The organism is Isoptericola sp. NPDC056618 (assembly GCF_042792715.1).
Lineage (GTDB): Bacteria > Actinomycetota > Actinomycetes > Actinomycetales > Cellulomonadaceae > Isoptericola > Isoptericola nanjingensis.
The window spans coordinates 88265-103429 of the sequence record NZ_JBHTVZ010000018.1 but is presented as its reverse complement, the minus strand read 5'-3'; the positions used below and the strand labels follow the sequence as shown (position 1 = coordinate 103429).

The following is a 15165-nucleotide window of genomic DNA, read 5'->3' as shown; positions in this document are numbered from 1 at the left end:
GCGATCTGCCGTGTCATCCGGCCGGATGACACGGCAGATCGCTTGCTGGAAGGCAGTCAGGCGCGGAGGTCGGCGATCTCCGCCAGGAGGGCGTCGCGCTGCTCGGCGTCGTCGACGTGCTTGGTCACGACGCGCTCCAGGCGGTCCCAGTCCTCCTGGGCGAGGGCGGAGAACAGCTGCTGCGCCTGCCCGGTGGACAGGTCGAGCGCGGCGAGACGGGCGAGCAGGCCGGGGCCGGGCTCGGGCTCCGGGTCGGCCTGCTCCTGCGCGGCCTTCCAGCCGACGAACGCGCCGGGGCGGTTGGTGATCATGCCCTCGACGCCGAGGTCGGTGAACCGGGTCCAGTCGGCGGGCGAGTCGACCGTCCACACGAAGACGCCGACGCCGGCGGCGTTGAGGTCCTCGACGACGGACGGCCGGGTCGCCAGCGCCGCGCCGGACGGGTTGTAGTACGCGGCGTGCAGGCGCTCCGCCGTCGCGACCGGGTCGGCGTCGAGGGTGCCGCGCAGCAGGCCGAGCGGGATCTGCGGTGCCCGGTCGTACGCGTACTCCAGCGCCTTCTCGTCGAACGACTGCAGCACCACGCGGTCCTCCAGGCCGGCCTCGAGGATCATGTCGACCGTCCGGTTCACCTCCTCGCGGGTCTCCGGCCCCTTGATCTCGAGCAGCAGGTCGGAGCTGCCGGTGTCCATGAGGTCGAGCACCTGGGCGAACGTGGGCACCTTCTCGCCCGTGAACGCGGGGCTGAACCACGACCCCGCGTCGAGGGAGCCGAGGTACGGCGACCGCAGGAACTCGACGTCGCCCGTGCCGTCCGTGGTGCGGTCGACGGTCTGGTCGTGCAGGACGACGGGGACGTCGTCGGCGGTGGTGTGCACGTCGATCTCGACGTACTCGGCGCCCGCCTTCATGGCGGCGGCGTAGGCCGCGAGCGTGTTCTCGGGGTTGACCGACGAGTAGCCGCGGTGCGCCGCGGTGACGGGCAGGTCGCCGGGCTCGTTCACGACCGGCTTCGGCTCGAGCTCCGTGACGACGACGTCGTCGATGCTGACGCGCGCGCCGTCGGCGGCGAACCCGAGCACGCCGTCGTCGGTGCGGCCGATGCGCCCCTCCAGCACCTCCTGGCCGCCGTACACCCAGGTGGCGTGGTTGCCCTGCACCTCGATGGCGATCTGCACGTCCTTGCCGACGCCGGCGGCCGACGGGGCGGACGCCGTGGCAGGCACGTTCCACGCGTTCCCCGCCGTGCGCTCGGCCAGCTCGATGCCGTTGCTCGCCGTCGTCGTGGAGCGCATGGCGGCCTGCCACCACGGCACCCCGCCGGCGGGGTCGATGTCGAGGATCGGCGCGAGCCAGCGCGCCGCGTTGTTCACGGCCTCGAAGCGCACCGTGGCCTCGAGGCGGTAGTTCTCCAGGTGCGGGCCGAACGTGACCCGCCCGATCGTCGACGGCTCGCCCACGAGGCGGCCGTCCTGGACGGCCCACGCACCCGCCGCGACCTGCCAGCCGTCGGGCAGCGAGCCGTCCGCGACGTCGTCGAAGTCCTGGGCGTAGACGACGTCGCCGGGCGCGCTGGACAGGGGAGCGGCGGCGGTCGCGACGGGCGGCGCGACGACCGTCGCGGCGAACGAGGCGACGGACACCCCCGCGGCGACGGCGAACGCGAGCGTGGCGGAGACGGTGCGGGTGCCCGGTGGGGCGAGCAGCATGCGGCGGCGGGCGGTCATGGTGGTCCTCCTGGCGGGTTCCTGGCAGGTCGCCGGGCACGTTAGGAGGGCCGGGTGTCCGGTCCGGGGCCGCGCGCGTGGCCCGTCGATGACCGTCGGGAGAACTTCCGGTGCCGGTGCGAGACTGCGGGGATGACCGACCGTGCGGATGCCGACGCCCGCCTGCGGGCGCGCCTCGCCGAGGTGACCGACCGCCTCGCAGCGCAGCGCCGCGCCGTCGACGGGATCGTCGAGTCCGCGCGCGACTCCAACGCCGACGACGAGCACGACCCCGAGGGCGCGACGCTCGCGTGGGAACGGCAGCAGGCAGCGGCGATCGCGGCCGAGGCGGAGCGCGAGCGGGACCAGCTCCTCGCCGCGCTCGACCGCGTCGCCGCCGGGACGTACGGCGTCTGCGAGGTGTGCGGCCGGCCCATCCCTTCCGCGCGGCTGGAGGCGCGGCCCGCCGCCACCCGCTGCGTCGAGCACGCGCGCTGAGCGGCGCCGGACGACGCTCGGCGCGGCACTTCCGGCTCCCGGCGGCAGTTCGAGCTGCCGCGTCGGGCGCGAACTGCCGCGCCGAGCGTGCGTCAGCGGGCGTGGGTGCTCATCCCGCGCCAGGCGACGCGGAACGTGATGGGGGCGTCCGGGTCGGACGCGCCGGGGTCGGCGGAGGCGGAGCTCGAGCAGCCGGCGATGGCGCGAAGGATCGCGTGGTGGAAGGCAGGGCGGTGGCAGCATGTCCGGGTGCGCGTGGAACCGGTGTCCGTCGAGGGTGTGGTGACGCACGTCGTCGAACGGGTGCTGGCCCGCGGCGGACGAACGGACCGGCCCGCCGACGGCGCCCGGCCGGTGCGGCTGCTCGTCGACGGGCACCCGTCCACCCGCCCGGAGGCGCTCGCGGACGCGCTGGTCGAGCCGCTGCGCGCGGCGGGGCGCCCGGTCGCCCGCGTGCGCGTCCGGGACTTCCTGCGGGCCCGGTCGTTGCGGCTCGAGCGCGGCCGCCGGGACCCCGACGCGCTGCTGGAGGAGTGGATCGACGTCGACGGCCTCGACCGGGAGGTGCTGCGGTCGGTCGTGACGCGCGGCCGCTGGCTGCCGAGCCTGCGCGACCCGGACACCGGCCGCTCCACGCGCGCCGCGTACGAGGACGCGGCGCCGGGCACCGTCGTCGTGCTCGACGGGTCGCTCGCGCTGGGCCGCGGGCTCGACGTCGACCTGGCCGTGCACCTGGCGCTCCGGGCCGCGACCGAGACGCGGAACACCCCGCTCGACGACGCGTGGACCCTCGCCGCGTACGGGCGCTACCGCCGCGAGGTGCAGCCCGAGCGGCGCGCGGACGTCGTCGTCCGCGTGGACCACCCCGAGCGGCCCGCGCTGGTGCTGCCGGACTGACCTGCCGGGCCGACGATCAGCCGGTGCAGAGGCAGAACGGGTGCCCGGCGGGGTCGGCGAAGACGCGGAACGTGTCCTCGCCGCCGGGCAGCCGCGTCGCCCCGACGGCGAGCGCCGCCGTCTCGGCCTCGTCCAGGCTCTGCGGGCCGACCTGCAGGTCGAGGTGCAGCTGCTGCGGGAACTCCGGGTCGGGCCAGCGCGGCGCGGAGTAGCCCTCCACCTGCTGGAAGAGCAGGGCCCGGTCCCCGCCGAGCATCGCCATCCCCTCGGCGTCGTAGACGACGGGGTCGCCGAGGATCCCGGACCAGAACGCGGCGGCGGCCGAGGCGTCCGGCACGTCGAAGGTGAGGCCCATGAGCGTCAGGCCGTCGTTGTCGGGCGCGTGGCACAGGTCGAACGGATGCCCGGCGGGGTCCGCCAGGGTGGTCCACTCCGGGTTCTCGCGCAGCACCGTGGCGCCCAGGCCCACCGCCTGCTCGACGGCGGCCGCGACGTCCGGCACGCGCAGGTCGAGGTGCGCCTGCTGCGGGTGCTCCTGACCGGGCCATCGCGGGGGCACGAGGTCGGGCGCGGGCTGGAACGCGAGGGACCAGCCGTCGGGGGTGTGCAGCGTGATCCAGTCGTCGCCGTCCCCCTGCTGCTCGACCTCCGCGCCCGTCAGACGCTGCCAGAAGTCGGCCGCGACCGGTGGTTCGGGGACGTCGAAGACCACCGCGTCCAGGGCTGCGACCCGCGTCGTCGTCTCGTCGCTCATGGGCCCAGCGTGCCGCGATCCTCCGACACCCGCAGCGCGCCAGGGGTGTACACCGGCGCCGGGCAGGGCGATCATGCTGCTCACCGCCGTCGGACGCCCTGGGGGCCGCATGATCGTCGCACCGTTCGGTCGCTTCACCGAGGGCCGGGTCCCGGACCCGGGGATCGCGCGGCTCTTCACGCGCGAGAACCGCTGGCAGGCGCGGCTCGACGTCGAGGCGGCGCTCGCGCTCGCGGAGGCGGACGCCGGGCTCATCCCGGCGGAGTCGGCCCGCGCCATCGCGCTCACGGCGCGGATCGAGAAGCTCGACGTGAAGCGGGTGCTCGCCGCGACCGCCGAGGCGAGCCACCCGCTGGTGCCCCTCATCGAGGAGTTCGCGCGCGCCGTCGGCTCCAAGCACGGCGGCTGGGTGCACTGGGGCGCGACGACGCAGAACATCACGCAGACGGCCGACGTGCTGGTGCTGCGCGACGCGCACCGGGCCGTGCTGCGCCAGCTCGGCCGTGTGCTGCGCTCGGCGGGCCGGCTCGCGGAGTCGTCCGCCGCGCTGCCGATGGCGGGCCGCACGCACAGCCAGCACGCCGTGCCCGTGACGTTCGGCTTCAAGGTGGCGGTGTGGATCGACCAGCTCGCGGCGCACGCCGACCGGCTGGAACGGCTCGACGAGCGGCTGTTCTGCGTGCTCATGGGCGGCGCGGCGGGCACGTTCGCGTCGTTCGGGGGCTCGGGCCGGGCGATCGAGGCGGGCGTGGCGCGGCGGCTCGGGCTGCACCCGATGCGCGTGCCGTCGCGGTCGGTCAACGACGGCATCGTGGAGCTCGTGCTGGTGCTGGCACAGCTCGCGGGCACGATCGGGAAGATCGGCCGCGACGTCTACACGCTGATGCAGCCGGAGTTCGCCGAGGCGTTCGAGCCGGTCCCCGAGGGCACGGTCGGCAGCTCGACCATGCCGCACAAGCGCAACCCGCAGCTCGCCCTCGACATGCAGACGATGTCGGCGGAGCTGCGCGCCCTCGCGGGCCCGGCGCTGGAGTCGATGCTGCACGACCAGGAGGCGAACGGCGCCATGACGGCCCTGCTCGAGGACGTCTCCGCGTCGGCCGCGGTGCTGGCGGGCGACATGCTCGCGCGCCTTGAGGTGGTGATGGACGGCCTGGAGCTCGACCCGGCCCGGATGCGCGCGAACATCCGCCTGTCCGAGGGCATGATCGGCTCGGAGTCCCTCATGCTCGCCCTCGGCGAGAAGATCGGGCGGCAGAAGGCGCACGACGTCGTGTTCGCCGTCGCGCAGGCGACCGCGTCCGACGGCCGCCCGTTCCTCGAGCTGCTGCACGGGGACCCCGTCGTCAGCGAGGCCTTCGACGACGACGAGCTGCGGGCCCTCCTCGACCCGGCGGGCTACCTGGGCCTGAGCACCGAGATCGCGCGGGAGCTCGCGGCGTGCGCGGCCGGGACCGCCGACCGGCTCGAGGCGCTGCCCGCGCGGATCCCGGTCTCCGTCGGGAGCCAGCGGCCCGGCGAGGGGTGAACCCGGGCCGCCGGACGTCGCCCGCGGGGCGCCGGCCGCCGGCTGGTGCCATCGTGGACGGATGGAACCTCGGCAGAAGGAGCTCGTGCACCGTCGCCGTGCCGCCCGCCGCGCGGCGACGGCGGGACTCGCGGTCGCGGCGCTCCTGCTGCTGGGCGCGTGCGCGGCGGGACCGAACCCGGCCATCGACACGTCGACGATCAGCGGCGTCGGGCCCTACGGGTTCTGGTGGGGCCTGTGGCAGGGCATGATCCTGCCGATCACGTTCATCGTCTCCCTGTTCACGGACACGGTGTCGGTGTACGAGGTGCACAACACCGGCAACTGGTACGACGTCGGGTACGTCCTCGGCATCTCGCTCGTCTTCGGCGGTCCGCTCGGCGCGCGCCGGGCCCGCCACTGAGCCGTCGGGCAGCCGAGCGCGCTCAGCGGCTCCCCTCGGCCACCGCGTGCTCGTGCGCCGCACGCGCGATGTTGCGCTGCATCCCGCCGAACACGATCCCGTGGAACGGGCTGATCGCCCACCAGTAGAGCTGTCCCGGCAGGCCGCGCGGGGAGAAGATGGCGCGCTGCCGGAACACGGGTCGGGGTCCCGGACCGTCCTCGACCGTCAGCTCCAGCCACGCCAGCCCCGGGAGCCGCATCTCGGCGCGCAGCCGCAGCAGCCGCCCGGGCACCACCTTCTCGACGCGCCACCAGTCGAGCGCGTCGCCGGGCTCCAGCCGGTGCGGGTGGCGGCGGCCGCGTCGCAGCCCGGGGCCGCCGAAGAGACGGTCGAGCAGGCCGCGGGCCACCCAGCCGAGGCGCCACGAGTACCAGCCGTGGGCGCCGCCGATGCCCTCGATCACGGACCACAGCGACTCCGGGGTGGTGTCCACCTCGCGCGACCGGTCGTCGACCAGCAGGCTGCCGCCGGCCCAGTCCGGGTCGTCGGGCAGCGGGTCGGACGGCGCGCCCCGCGTGGACGCCGAGCTCCAGCTGGTCCGCACGTCGAGGTCGCGGATCCGGGCCAGCGCCAGGGCGACGGCGTCGTCGAACCCGACGAGGCCCTCGGGCGGGTCGGGGACGTACCGCGCGATGTCGTGGTCGCGCGCCACGACCTCGTGCACGAGCGAGCCCACCAGGGGGCGGGCGATCGCCGGCGGCACCGGGGTGACCAGCCCGACCCACAGGCTGGCCAGCCGCGGGGTGAGCACCGGCACGGCGCGGATCACCCGGGGCCGCAGCCCGGCGACGGCGGCGTAGCGCTGCATCATCCCGCGGTACGTCAGCACGTCGGGGCCGCCGATGTCGAAGCCGCGGCTGACGTCGCCGGGCACCTCCGCCGCCCCGACGAGGTAGCGCAGCACGTCGCGGACCGCGATCGGCTGGATGCGGTTGTCGATCCACCGCGGGGCCACCATGACCGGCAGGCGCTCGGTGAGGTACCGCATCATCTCGAACGACGCGCTGCCCGAGCCGAGGATCACCGCGGCCCGCAGCACGACGGTCGGGACCTCGCCGTCGAGCAGGATCTCCTCCACCTCCCGGCGGGAGCGGAGGTGCGGCGACAGGTCCGCCGTGTCGGGGTAGAGGCCGCCCAGGTAGACGACGCGCCGCAGCCCCGCCTCGGCGGCCGCCTGCGCGAACCCCCGGGCCGTGCGTCGGTCGGTGTCGGCGAAGCCGGAGCCGGAGCCGAGCGCGTGGATGAGGTAGTACGCGACGTCGGCTCCGTCCAGGGCGCGGCGCAGGTCGGCGCGTTCCTGGGCGTCGCCCGCCACGACGTCGACGTCGTCCGCCCAGGCCCGCGCGGCGAGGCGCTCGGGATGGCGCGCGAGCACGCGGACCCGGTACCCGGCGGCGAGCAGCTCGGGCACGAGCCGCCCGCCGATGTACCCGGTGGCGCCGGTGACCAGCACGAGCGGGGCGTCGGTCGTCATGCGCGTTCCTCCTGGGTCGTCCGCGGGGTCGTCGTCGGTCAGGTCGCTAGCCAGGCTAGCAATATCCGGTGACCGATGGCAGGGTGGGGTGTGCCGCGGCGCCTCGCCCGCGGCGCCGCCCGACGAACGAGGAGGACCGATGGCCGACAGGACACCCTCCCCGCGGCTGCAGCAGGTCGTGGTGACCGTGAGCCTGCTGGTGTGCGTCGTGGGCTCGATGATCGGCGTCGGGGTCTTCGGCGGCACCCGGGTCGCGGAGGCCGCGGGCGGCGCGCTCGCGGCCGACGCGACGCTCGTGGCCCCGGCGTCCCCGGCGTTCTCGATCTGGACCGTCATCTACCTCGGCCTCGCGGGGTACACGGTCTTCCAGTGGCTCCCCGCGCACGCGCTCGACGAGCGGCAGCGCCGCCTGCGGTGGCCGGTCGCGGCGACGATGCTGCTCAACGCGGCCTGGATCCTCGCCGTCCAGGCGGGCCTGCTGTGGTGGAGCGTCGTGGTCATCGTGGCCCTCCTGGTGATGCTCGCCCGGACGTTCCTGATCCTGGTCCGGACCCCCGCGAGCGGTGTCGCGGAGCGGGTGCTGGTGGACGGCACGCTCGGCCTCTACCTGGGCTGGGTCTGCGTGGCGACCGTCGCGAACGTGGCGGCGGCCCTGACGGCCGCGGGGTTCGACGGCGGGGGCGTGGCGGCCGACTGGTGGGCCGTGGGGATCCTCGCGGCGGTCGCCGCGATCGGCGTCGCCCTCGCCGTGCGCGGGCGCGGGCGGCTCGCCGTCGCGGCGGCGATCGCCTGGGGCCTGGCCTGGGTCGCCGTCGCGAGGTCCGGGGGCGAGCCGACCTCGGCGCCGGCCGCGGCGAGCGCGGTGGCCGCCGCCGTCATCGTGCTCGGCGCGGCGGTGGTGCTGCGCGTGCGGGCCGTCCGCGCCCCCGCCGTCGCTGAGGCGGGCGCGTCGTGACCGGGGTCGACGCCGGATCCGGCGCGGGACCCGAGGCCGCAGGCGACCACGTCGTCCTGCTCGACGACGCGGGGGCCCCGGTGGGGACCGCGCCGCGCGCCACCGTGCACACCCGCGACACCCCGCTGCACCTCGGGTTCTCCTGCTACCTGTTCCGCCCGGACGGCGGTCTCCTGCTCACGCGGCGGGCGCTGTCGAAGCGGACGTGGCCGGGGGTCTGGACCAACTCGTTCTGCGGGCACCCGCGCCGGGGCGAGTCGTTGGCGCAGGCCGTCCTGCGGCACGGCCGGCACGAGCTCGGGCTGGACGTGGCGACCGACGGCGAGCCCGTGCTCCCGTCGTTCCGCTACCGCGCCGTGGACGCGGGCGGCGTCGTCGAGAACGAGATCTGCCCGGTGCTCTTCGCGTCGGTGGACCGCGACCCGGTGCCGAACCCGGACGAGGTCATGGACTGGCGGTGGGTGCGGCCGCGCGACGCCTCGACGCTCGTCGACCTCGCTTCGTGGTCGGTAAGCCCGTGGATGGTCGAGCAGGTGCGGGAGCTGCGCACCGCGGGCTGGGCCGCGCCGCGCGCGTAGCCGCTCGTCAGGCGGACGCGTCGCCGACGACGGTGCCCGCGACGTCGTCAGGCTCCCGCTCGGCCTCCGCGGCCATGGCCAGCAGGAAGTCCCGCACGGCCGGGCGGGAGCGCGCCGGGACGGCCCGCGCGATCTCGAGCATGCGCGCGTGCACCGGGGCGAGCCTCTCGCGCACCTCGGCGTGCGCGGCGTCGGAGGCGACGACGACCACCGACCGGCGGTCCGACGGGTGCGGGCGCCGCTCGAGATGGCCGGAGGCGACGAGGCGGTCGAGCAGCTTCGTGGTCGAGGCGGTGGAGATCGCCAGGTACTCGGCGAGCCCGCGCGGCGTCGTCGGCTCGCCGTGCCCCTCGCAGGCGATGACGTGCTGGAGCGCGCGGAGGTCGGTGAGGTTCATCTTCATGTCGCGGCCGGCGCGTCGTCGCATCGCCTCGTCCGCGCGGCGGAAGGTCCGCAAGGCCTCCAGGAGGCGGCGGGCCTCCGCGTCGGACTCCTCGTACCAGTAGGAGCCCCCCGTGGGTGCCTGGGTCACGCGCCCATCGTAGTGGCCCGTCATGAGGCTAGTATCTTTCTAGGCTAGTGATATGCCAAGCTAGTGACATCCAGCGAGGAGGTGGGTTGCGTGCATGGTTCGTCGCCCGACGACCCGGTGGCCCGTGCCGTCGAGGGTGCGGTCCAGCGGCTGCTCGACGACGGTGACCGCCCGGACGACACCCGGCTCTGGCACGCCCTGCGCGGCACGAGCCGCGGCGGCAAGCGGCTGCGCCCCCGGCTCCTGCTCGACGCGTACGACGCGCTCGCCGGGGCGGCGCCGCCCGAGCCGCGGGACGTCGCGGTGCGCGTCGCCGCCGCCCTCGAGCTCCTCCACCACGCGTTCCTCGTGCACGACGACGTGATCGACGGCGCGGACACGCGCCGCGGCCGTCCCAACGTGGCCGGGTTGCACGCCGCGCAGGCGCTGGAGTCCGGGGCCAGCGCGCGGCAGGCCGAGGGCTACGGCGCCGCCGCCGGCATCCTCGCCGGCGACCTCGCCCTGGCGGCGGCCGTGCGGGCGGTCGCGCTCTGCGGGGCGGCCCCGTCGGCCACCGAGCAGCTCCTCGACGTCGTCGACGAGGCCATGCACCTCACCGCGGACGGCGAGCTCGCGGACGTCCGCCTCAGCCTCGGGGGGTGCGCCGACCTCGACGAGACGCTGCGCACCGCGGAGCGCAAGACCGCGGTCTACTCCTTCCAGCTCCCCCTGCGGGCCGCGGTGATCCTGGCCGGCCGGGAGGACCTGGACGAGGGCGTCCGGCGGCTGGGCCGCGACCTCGGGCTCGCGTTCCAGCTGCGGGACGACCTCGACGGCGTGTTCGGCGACCCGGCCGAGACCGGCAAGAGCAACGCCTCCGACCTGCGGGAGGGCAAGTGCACCCCGCTGGTCGCCCTCGCGCACGGGACGTCGGCGTGGGGCGAGCTGAGCACCCTGCTCGGCGACCCCGACACCGGGGACGCCGAGCTGCAGAGGGCCCGCGAGCTCCTGGAGGCCTGCGGGGCGCGTGCCGCCGTCGAGACGCTCGCCGCGGACCTCGAGCGGGACGCCGTGGCGCTCGGCCTCACCCTGGGCCTGGGGGAGCTTGCCGAGACCATGGCCGGGGCACACCTCACCCGGGCGTCGAGCGCCGCATGAACGCCGCGACGACATCGAGCGGGGCGGTCCCCGCCGTGCCCGCGGCCGGCGCCGCGGTCGCCGGCGTCGACGCCGGCATCGACGTCGACCCGACGTACGACGCCACCGCCGTGCGCAGCGCCGCGGTGGTGGTCCGCGCCTATTCCACGTCGTTCGGCTGGGCGTGCCGCCTGCTCGGCGACGACGTGCGCGACCACGTGCGCGGCGTCTACGCGCTGGTCCGGGTGGCCGACGAGATCGTCGACGACCCGCGGCCGGGGCTCTCCGTCGCCGAGCGCGGCGAGCTGCTCGACGAGCTCGAGCAGGAGGTGGCGCGGGCGCGGGGACGCGGGCGCAGCAGCAACCTCGTGGTGCACGCGTTCGCGCGCACGGCGCGCCGGTTCGGCATCGGGGACGACCTGGTGGGGCCGTTCTTCGCGTCGATGCGGACCGACCTCACGGTCACCGCCCACGACGAGGCCGGATTCGCCGCGTACGTGCACGGCTCGGCCGAGGTGGTCGGGCTGATGTGCCTGCGGGTTTTCGTCGCCGCCGACGACGCGGCCTACGACCGGCTGGCGCCCGGTGCGGCCCGCCTCGGGGCGGCGTTCCAGAAGGTCAACTTCCTGCGCGACCTGGCCGAGGACGTGGACCTGCGCGGCCGGTCGTACTTCCCGGGGCTGGACGTGGACGCGTTCGACGACGCCGACCGTGACCGGCTGCTCGCCGACGTCGACGCGGACCTGGCGGCCGCGCGCGTCGCGATCGACGAGCTGCCGCGCAGCTCGCGGCTCGCCGTACGGGTGGCGCACGACCTGTTCGCGGAGCTCTCCCGTCGGCTGGCGGCCACCCCGGCCGCCACGATCCGGCGGGAGCGGGTGAGGGTCCCGGGGCCGGTCAAGGCGCGGCTGGTGGCCGGGGCCCTTGCGAGGGAGGCGCTCCGATGAGGGTGGTCGTCGTGGGGGCGGGGATCGCGGGGCTGGCGACGGCGGGGCTGCTCGCCCGCGAAGGGCACGAGGTCGAGGTGCTCGAGCGGCACGACGCCCCGGGCGGCCGCGCCGGCTCGTGGGAGCGCGCGGGCTTCCGCTTCGACGCCGGCCCCTCCTGGTACCTCATGCCCGAGGTCTTCGACCACTGGTTCCGTCTCATGGGGTCGAGCGCCGACCGCGAGCTCGACCTGGTCGGCCTCGACCCGGCCTACCGGGTCTTCTTCGAGGGGCACGACGGCGCCCTGGACATCTCGCCCGACCGGGCCGTCAACGTCGCGGCGTTCGAGGCCGTCGAGCCCGGCGCGGGAGCACGGCTGGACCGCTACCTGGACTCCGCGCACGACACGTACGACCTGGCGTTGCGGCGCTTCCTGTACACGACGTTCGCCTCGTGGCGGCCGTTCGCGCACCGGGACGTCGCGACGCGGCTGCACCGGCTCGGGCCGCTGCTCGGCAGGTCGCTCGGCTCCCGCGTCGCCGCGCGCTTCCGGGACGTGCGGCTGCGCCAGGTGCTGGGCTATCCCGCGGTCTTCCTCGGCTCGTCGCCGGACCGGGCGCCGAGCCTGTACCACCTCATGAGCGCCCTCGATCTCGACGGTGGCGTGCGTTATCCCCAGGGGGGATTCGCGCGCGTGGTGGACGCGGTCGCCGGGCTCGCGGTGGGCGCAGGCGTCACCCTGCGCACCCGCGCCCGCGCGACCGCGATCACGACCACGGCCGTCGGGGCCCGCCCGGGGTCGGCTCGGTCCGGGCCCTCCGTCCCCGGACCCCGCCGTCCCCGGGCCGCGGTGACGGGGGTGCGCTGGGTGGACGACGCCGGGCGGGAGCACCATGCGCCCGCGGACGTCGTCGTCGCCGCGGCCGACCTGCACCACGTGGAGCAGGACCTGCTGCCGCCCGACCTCCGCGACCGGTCGCCCGCGTGGTGGTCCCGCCGCGACCCGGGCCCCGGCGGCGTCCTGGTGATGCTCGGCGTGCGGGGGCGGGTGCCGCAGCTCGCCCACCACTCCCTGTTCTTCACCGCAGACTGGGAGGAGAACTTCGGCGCCATCGCCGAGGGCCGCGTGCCCGACCCGGCGTCGCTGTACGTGTGCGCGCCGTCCCGCACCGATCCGACCGTGGCGCCGCCGGGGCACGAGAACCTGTTCCTGCTCGTCCCCGTCCCCGCCGACCCCGGCCTCGGGCGCGGCGGCGAGGACGGGGCGGGCGACGCCGCCGTCGAGGCGATCGCGGACGCCGCCATCGACCGTGTCGCCGCCTGGGCGGGCGTGCCCGACCTGCGTGCGCGGGTCGTGGTGCGGCGCACGGTCGGGCCCGGGGACTTCGCGGCGGACCTCTCGTCGTGGTCCGGTGGCATGCTCGGACCGGCGCACACGCTGCGTCAGAGCGCGATGTTCCGGGCGGGGAACCGTTCGCGGCGCGTCGCGGGGCTGCTCCACGCCGGCGGGTCGACCATCCCCGGCGTCGGGCTGCCGATGTGCCTCATCAGCGCGGAGCTCGCCGTGAAGCGGGTCCGCGGCGACACCACCGCCCACCCGCTGACCGAGCCGTTCCCCGAGACCCGTCCGGCCCTCGCCTCCCGGGAGTGATCACCCTGCACTGGACCTCCTTCGTCTACCTCGCGCTGCTGCTCGGGGCGCTCGCCTCGATGGCCCTCGTGGACCGGCGCGCGCGCCTCCTCCTCTGGTCGGCGCACCCCGGCCGCGGCGCCGCCGTGCTCGCCGTCGGCGCCCTGGTGTTCCTCGGGTGGGACCTCGTGGCGATCGCGGCGGGCTTCTACTCCCGCGGCGGGGCGGCCATGACCGGCGTCGAGCTCGCGCCGCACCTGCCGCTCGAGGAGCTGTTCTTCATCCTGTTCCTCTGTTATTTCACGCTGGTGCTGCACGGGCTCCTGCGGCGGGCGGTCGCCGGGCGGGGCGCTGCACGACGTCGCCCCGCCCGGCGTGGCGCGCTGCACGCGGTGCCGGACCCCGTCCGGGAGGCGCGATGACGTACGCCGGGCTCGCGGTCGGCGTCGTCGCCGGGGCGCTCGTCCTCGCGCTGGTCGTGGCGCGCGTGCGCCGCCTCGGCGCCCGGTGGTGGGCGGCGACGGCGCTCGCCGCCGTCGTGCTCGTGGCGCTCACCGTCGTCTTCGACAGCCTGATGATCGCCGCCGACCTGTTCCGGTACGACGGCGCCGCGCTCGTGGGCGTGCGCGTGTGGCTCACGCCCGTCGAGGACCTCGCCTGGCCGGTCGTCGCCGCGCTGCTGCTGCCCGCCCTGTGGGCGCTGGCGGGGGACGACGAGCGCGCGGAGGCCGACGCATGACGGCGCCCGTGACAGGGGGACAGGCGGTGGGTCCGGCGGCCGCGCTGCGCCAGGTGGTGGGGTCGTCGCGCCCGGTGAGCTGGATCAACACCGCGTACCCGTTCGCCGCGGCGTACCTGCTGGTGGGCGGGGCCGGCCGGGTCGGCGTCGCGGAGCTGGTGGTCGGCACGCTGTACTTCCTCGTCCCGTACAACCTGCTGATGTACGGGCTCAACGACGTCTGGGACTACGAGTCGGACCTGCGCAACCCGCGCAAGGGCGGCATCGAGGGCGTGGTGCTGTCCCGGCGGTGGCACCGCCTCACGGTGCGCGCCGCCGTCCTCAGCAACGTCCCGTTCCTCGCGTACCTGGTCCTCGTCGGGGACGCCGCCTCCACCGCGGTGCTCGCCGTGAGCGTGTTCGCCGTGGTCGCGTACTCCGCGCCGGGTCTGCGGTTCAAGGAGCGGCCGGTGCTGGACTCGGCGACGTCCGCGACCCACTTCGTCAGCCCCGCCGCCTTCGGCCTGGCGCTGGCGGGCGGCACGGTCACCGGCGCCGTCGTCGCCGTGCTGGGGGCGTTCTTCCTCTGGGGGATGGCGTCCCAGGCGTTCGGCGCGGTGCAGGACGTCGAGGCGGACCGCGCCGCCGGGATCGGCTCGGTGGCCACGTGGCTCGGTGCGGCGCGCACGGTGCGCGGGGCGATGGCGGCCTACGCCGCGGCCGGAGTCGTGCTGCTCCTGGCGGGCTGGCCGGCGGCGCTCGCCGCCGTGCTCGTCGTGCCGTACGTCGTGAGCGTCGCGCCGTTCCGGAACCTGCCCGACGACCGCTGCGAGGAGGCGCACGCCGGGTGGCGACGCTTCCTGTGGCTCAACCTCGTCACCGGCTTCCTGGTGACGCAGCTGCTCATCGCCGTCAGCCTGGGCTGGCTCTGAGCTCCGCGTCGACCCCGGGCGGGGTCGGGCTCAGCCGCGCTCCCAGTCCTCGGGCGCACCGGGGACGACGGCGAAGAGCGGGTGCGTGCGCACCGGCGCGGCATCCTCGAGCGCGGGCGCGAGGCCGGGGGTGCGGACGCGCAGCTTGGCCGCGAGGTGCGCCCGCTCGAACTCCAGCTGCCCGTCGGTCACCGGGATGCGCCGCACCGGCGGGCGGCCGTCGCTCGGAGCGTCGAGGATCCGGCCGCGGTCGAAGGAGTACGTGCGGGCGGAGGCCTCGGCCGCGACCCCCTCGAGGTAGTCCCCGACGGCGGCGAGCGGGTCGGGGGTGGCGCGGAACCGCGCGAGCTGCGGATGGTCGCGGTAGCCCTTCGTGCGTCCGGCGAGCACCGCCTGGGCGAGCAGGGCCTCGCGCCAGCAGGCGGCCAGACCCTGCCGGTCGAGGTAGTCGGGGGCGAGGGACCAGAGGCGCACC

Annotated in this window: 17 protein-coding genes; 12 read left to right on the top strand and 5 right to left on the bottom strand. The window is 75.9% G+C overall.

Features of this window, described 5'->3' with window-relative positions:
• Positions 1-56: 56 nt before the first annotated feature.
• Positions 57-1727, bottom strand: a complete 1671-nt coding sequence (locus ACFQ8T_RS18100) for a glycerophosphodiester phosphodiesterase (RefSeq protein ID WP_430547871.1) — start codon at positions 1725-1727, stop codon at positions 57-59.
• 132 nt (positions 1728-1859) lie between these two features.
• Between ACFQ8T_RS18100 and ACFQ8T_RS18095 the strand changes: the two genes are divergently transcribed.
• Positions 1860-2204: a TraR/DksA family transcriptional regulator gene (locus ACFQ8T_RS18095; RefSeq protein ID WP_430547870.1), complete on the top strand. Its 345-nt coding sequence runs from the start codon at positions 1860-1862 to the stop codon at positions 2202-2204.
• A gap of 249 nt (positions 2205-2453) precedes the next feature.
• Positions 2454-3101, top strand: coding sequence for a uridine kinase (locus tag ACFQ8T_RS18090; protein WP_430547869.1), 648 nt, complete (start codon positions 2454-2456; stop codon positions 3099-3101).
• Between the two features lie 16 nt (positions 3102-3117).
• Here ACFQ8T_RS18090 and ACFQ8T_RS18085 read toward each other — a convergent pair whose 3' ends face one another.
• On the bottom strand, positions 3118-3855 hold the full coding sequence (locus tag ACFQ8T_RS18085; RefSeq protein ID WP_430547868.1) for a VOC family protein: 738 nt from the start codon (positions 3853-3855) through the stop codon (positions 3118-3120).
• Positions 3856-3964: 109 nt separating this feature from the next.
• On the opposite strand from ACFQ8T_RS18085, the gene ACFQ8T_RS18080 reads away from it, so the two are divergent.
• The gene (locus ACFQ8T_RS18080) at positions 3965-5383 is read left to right on the top strand and encodes an adenylosuccinate lyase family protein (RefSeq protein ID WP_430547867.1); all 1419 of its coding nucleotides are present in this window, start codon (positions 3965-3967) and stop codon (positions 5381-5383) included.
• A gap of 61 nt (positions 5384-5444) precedes the next feature.
• Positions 5445-5786: a hypothetical protein gene (locus ACFQ8T_RS18075; protein ID WP_430547866.1), complete on the top strand. Its 342-nt coding sequence runs from the start codon at positions 5445-5447 to the stop codon at positions 5784-5786.
• 22 nt (positions 5787-5808) lie between these two features.
• Here ACFQ8T_RS18075 and ACFQ8T_RS18070 read toward each other — a convergent pair whose 3' ends face one another.
• Positions 5809-7302, bottom strand: a complete 1494-nt coding sequence (locus ACFQ8T_RS18070; RefSeq protein WP_430547865.1) for an SDR family oxidoreductase — start codon at positions 7300-7302, stop codon at positions 5809-5811.
• 139 nt (positions 7303-7441) lie between these two features.
• On the opposite strand from ACFQ8T_RS18070, the gene ACFQ8T_RS18065 reads away from it, so the two are divergent.
• Positions 7442-8257, top strand: a complete 816-nt coding sequence (locus ACFQ8T_RS18065; RefSeq protein ID WP_430547864.1) for a tryptophan-rich sensory protein — start codon at positions 7442-7444, stop codon at positions 8255-8257.
• On the top strand, positions 8254-8835 hold the full coding sequence (idi, locus tag ACFQ8T_RS18060; RefSeq protein ID WP_430547863.1) for an isopentenyl-diphosphate Delta-isomerase: 582 nt from the start codon (positions 8254-8256) through the stop codon (positions 8833-8835). Before ACFQ8T_RS18065 ends, idi begins: the two co-directional genes overlap by 4 nt.
• A 7-nt stretch (positions 8836-8842) precedes the next feature.
• Here idi and ACFQ8T_RS18055 read toward each other — a convergent pair whose 3' ends face one another.
• Positions 8843-9367: a MarR family winged helix-turn-helix transcriptional regulator gene (locus tag ACFQ8T_RS18055; protein WP_430547862.1), complete on the bottom strand. Its 525-nt coding sequence runs from the start codon at positions 9365-9367 to the stop codon at positions 8843-8845.
• Between the two features lie 90 nt (positions 9368-9457).
• Here ACFQ8T_RS18055 and ACFQ8T_RS18050 point away from each other — a divergent pair, with 90 nt between their 5' ends.
• From ACFQ8T_RS18050 to ACFQ8T_RS18025, 6 genes are read left to right on the top strand one after another with little or no spacing between them, the layout of a single operon-like run.
• The gene (locus ACFQ8T_RS18050) at positions 9458-10504 is read left to right on the top strand and encodes a polyprenyl synthetase family protein (RefSeq protein ID WP_430547861.1); all 1047 of its coding nucleotides are present in this window, start codon (positions 9458-9460) and stop codon (positions 10502-10504) included.
• The gene (locus ACFQ8T_RS18045) at positions 10501-11430 is read left to right on the top strand and encodes a phytoene/squalene synthase family protein (protein ID WP_430547860.1); all 930 of its coding nucleotides are present in this window, start codon (positions 10501-10503) and stop codon (positions 11428-11430) included. The genes ACFQ8T_RS18050 and ACFQ8T_RS18045 overlap by 4 nt, the downstream gene beginning before the upstream one ends.
• The gene (crtI, locus tag ACFQ8T_RS18040) at positions 11427-13061 is read left to right on the top strand and encodes a phytoene desaturase family protein (RefSeq protein ID WP_430547859.1); all 1635 of its coding nucleotides are present in this window, start codon (positions 11427-11429) and stop codon (positions 13059-13061) included. The genes ACFQ8T_RS18045 and crtI overlap by 4 nt, the downstream gene beginning before the upstream one ends.
• Entirely contained in the window at positions 13058-13462 is a 405-nt protein-coding gene (locus tag ACFQ8T_RS18035; RefSeq protein ID WP_430547858.1) for a lycopene cyclase domain-containing protein, read from the top strand. The genes crtI and ACFQ8T_RS18035 overlap by 4 nt, the downstream gene beginning before the upstream one ends.
• Entirely contained in the window at positions 13459-13779 is a 321-nt protein-coding gene (locus ACFQ8T_RS18030; protein ID WP_430547857.1) for a lycopene cyclase domain-containing protein, read from the top strand. Before ACFQ8T_RS18035 ends, ACFQ8T_RS18030 begins: the two co-directional genes overlap by 4 nt.
• The gene (locus tag ACFQ8T_RS18025; RefSeq protein WP_430547856.1) at positions 13776-14690 is read left to right on the top strand and encodes a prenyltransferase; all 915 of its coding nucleotides are present in this window, start codon (positions 13776-13778) and stop codon (positions 14688-14690) included. The genes ACFQ8T_RS18030 and ACFQ8T_RS18025 overlap by 4 nt, the downstream gene beginning before the upstream one ends.
• A 30-nt stretch (positions 14691-14720) precedes the next feature.
• Here ACFQ8T_RS18025 and ACFQ8T_RS18020 read toward each other — a convergent pair whose 3' ends face one another.
• Positions 14721-15164, bottom strand: a complete 444-nt coding sequence (locus tag ACFQ8T_RS18020) for a pyrimidine dimer DNA glycosylase/endonuclease V (protein WP_430547855.1) — start codon at positions 15162-15164, stop codon at positions 14721-14723.
• Position 15165 lies beyond the last annotated feature (1 nt).